Source organism: Psychrobacter cibarius (genome assembly GCF_016107535.1).
Taxonomy (GTDB): domain Bacteria; phylum Pseudomonadota; class Gammaproteobacteria; order Pseudomonadales; family Moraxellaceae; genus Psychrobacter; species Psychrobacter cibarius.
This window is the reverse complement of record NZ_JABASQ010000050.1, coordinates 1-2,581: the sequence shown is the minus strand read 5'-3', so window position 1 is coordinate 2,581 and position 2,581 is coordinate 1. Positions and strand designations below refer to the sequence as shown.

At 36.1% G+C, this 2,581-nt stretch carries 3 protein-coding genes; 2 read left to right on the top strand and 1 reads right to left on the bottom strand.

The annotated features are described in order from the left end of the window. Nucleotides 1–232 precede the first annotated feature (232 nt). A complete protein-coding gene (locus tag JFC08_RS13500; protein WP_198331092.1) occupies nucleotides 233–751 on the top strand; it encodes a hypothetical protein in 519 nt (172 codons plus the stop codon). A 584-nt stretch (nucleotides 752–1,335) separates the two neighbouring features. On the opposite strand, the gene JFC08_RS13495 is transcribed toward JFC08_RS13500, so the two are convergent. Beyond that, nucleotides 1,336–1,776 carry a hypothetical protein gene (locus tag JFC08_RS13495; RefSeq protein WP_198331091.1) on the bottom strand — a complete coding sequence of 147 codons (441 nt, stop codon included), beginning with the start codon at nucleotides 1,774–1,776 and terminating at the stop codon, nucleotides 1,336–1,338. 202 nt (nucleotides 1,777–1,978) lie between these two features. Between JFC08_RS13495 and JFC08_RS13490 the strand changes: the two genes are divergently transcribed. Further along, nucleotides 1,979–2,515, top strand: a complete 537-nt coding sequence (locus JFC08_RS13490) for a hypothetical protein (protein WP_198331090.1) — start codon at nucleotides 1,979–1,981, stop codon at nucleotides 2,513–2,515. Nucleotides 2,516–2,581 lie beyond the last annotated feature (66 nt).

The following is a 2,581-nucleotide window of genomic DNA, read 5'->3' as shown; positions in this document are numbered from 1 at the left end:
GGTTTGGGGTTTCCCCAACGAAGAAGGATTCAAAATTAAGAATAGTAACGAAGTGAATAGATTAAATTTTGAGTCGTTACTTCGCCCTTAATCAGGGGGACGTCACCATTAAATAATAAAATAAAATATTTTAGGGTTCGGATGTGGTTGTGTTAAAGCTTATCACAAGTGATTGAATGATAGTGGGGTACTTGCTATGCTGAGTAAAATTTAATTGATAAGGATAAATCTGATGTCAGTATCTAATAATAAAGCGCCTGTGTCTATTTTTGATAGTCAAGACTCTAATGAGCTAAAAGAACGTCAACGGTTAGAAGAGTTAAAACGCCAAGCTAAGGTTCAGCAAGTAAAGTTAGAGAAACGCCTGAACAAGCAGAAGATTTTAATGGGTGCGTTTTTGGGTCAGGTGTTGGCAACTGATGGTGAGAGTGAGCAGATGATTCGAGAGTACTTTGCGATTCATTTTCCAGATTTTTTAACGAGAAAATCGGATAAAGAATTGTTTAAAAGTATGATTGAAAGTTTGGGTGGCGATATGGGCTTGGGTGAGGAAGAAGATTCATTTGCAGCCAACGCAAAAGAAAATAATCAAGAGGCTATTGATCAAAACATAGGTGTTGAAAGCAATCAACCTAGCAGTAGTCACCAAACGCAATCTGACTCTATGGCTAATTATGGGGAACAGGATTCGCTGCTAGATGATAATAGTTATGCTACTGGTGTAAATAATCCAGATTTGCGTGGGCAATAGGTAATGATGTTAAAAGTGCTGTTAAAGGAATCATCTAGCAAACAAGAAAGACCATAAACACTGGACGTACAGCCTACAGTTTGGTTCTAGTATAGGAAGTAAACTAAATATTCAGTCACCATACTAAAAAAACCTAGCAGCAACCATCGTAGACAAAACGAAAATTAAACCGCAAACACCAAGTGACCTCAAGATAAAACGTTTATTATTCAATGCTGACCCCTTTTATTTTTATGGTTATTCAATCAATATACACTAAGTGTTATGTGGTGCCAAAAACCATCGAATTACTCACGCCAAGTACACTTATCGAGCCCATCAAACAACATTCAGTTATCTATCAATGCTTTACATACTGAGTATGGTTCCCTAGTGAGGACTTGAATATTTGGCTGTAGGCTAGTGGTATTAAGAGTTTGAATTCTTGTGATAACTGTAGTGTACTTCGCAGTGTACTTGTTGAACAATCTAAGATTGTTCAAAGCTAGGGAAGATTTCATTCCATTTGCCTTCATCTTGCTATGAATAAAGGAGTTGGAAAAATTAGATCCAACTTAATTAGTTAGGCTTTATGATAAAAATCATCAAGCATCTTCTTCATCGCTCAAATACCAAATCATAAATTCATAGAAGCTATCCCAATGCGGTAAAGTACCATCGGCTAGTTGCTGTAGCTGTCCCATCTGATAATCCCATACACTATCATCTTCTATATTGTACAAATACCCCCCTTCACCTTCGCCTGTACTGAATAGAATATAGTTCTTAGGAACTTCCCAAACTTCATGTGCGAATTTTACTCCAAGAATGAAACTTCTTGTCGGTAGAGGATCAACTATTTCATCAGCACCAGAACGTAAAGCTCTTAAAAAATATTTTGTATATAATTTAAAAAACCCACTGTCTTTTTTGACACCATACTCTAAAAGAATAACCTCTGCTTCAAGCCTATGTTCAGGTTTTTTCTCTATCGTAGGATAACTCTGCTTAGCTAGTAACTTCTCAACTGTGCTAAATGAATTCATATTTGAACCGCCTCAAATTTGTCGAAGGTAGATTTACTTACGTCAAACAGCAATGCCTAACTAGGCTAAATTATCATAGTAATGTTTTTCAAGATTACAGTGTTGCATATAATCTATCTGGGGAGACAGTCATTTGTGATCGATGCGCTATACAGGCATCGAACGTGTTCCCACAACGGACGTTATGGTAAAAGGTATTGAAATGAAAAAAACATTGATTAAAGAAATTTTAATTAAAAGCACATGCGATGATGGACGATTATTTATAGAGAGTAGTGCAGATCAGAATAAAGGATCCGAATTGTATACGCACTTAAGTAAAGGTCATAAAGTAATTTCATCTAAATATTTTATTAAGCTAGGAGATGATCAAGAAATTTTTATTCCAGTTTCCAACATCATAGAGCTATTACCTGATCGCACAGGATTTGTAGTTATTTACAAAGAACAGCCAAGAAAGTTCAGTGAAGCTACTAGTTATCCGTGGTTTTTCAGGTATCCCAATAATGCAGCTATTTATAATGCGGATGGTAGCTTACGTTTCCAAATTAAGTTGACAGATAACCTCGAAAGTAGCTTGTACATTGAAAGTTTCGCACAAGAATCTATAGAACATCCTGACAAAAACAGTGTGACCATAAACAGTACTACTAACCCTATATATTCTTTTTATACACTTTTTGCAGTGGATCCAGATAGTCCACAGTTGATTGAAACTGGTCAGCAAATACGACGTTAGTTAATAAAAAGGTATACCCTAAGGGAACCACCTATTTCACCCTTCAAACCTATTAACAGACCACTT

Coding starts and splice junctions, on each gene's coding strand:
- JFC08_RS13500 (WP_198331092.1), top strand. CDS start 233: ATGTCAGTATCTAATAATAAAGCGCCTGTGTCTATTTTTGATAGTCAA.
- JFC08_RS13495 (WP_198331091.1), bottom strand. CDS start 1,776: ATGAATTCATTTAGCACAGTTGAGAAGTTACTAGCTAAGCAGAGTTAT.
- JFC08_RS13490 (WP_198331090.1), top strand. CDS start 1,979: ATGAAAAAAACATTGATTAAAGAAATTTTAATTAAAAGCACATGCGAT.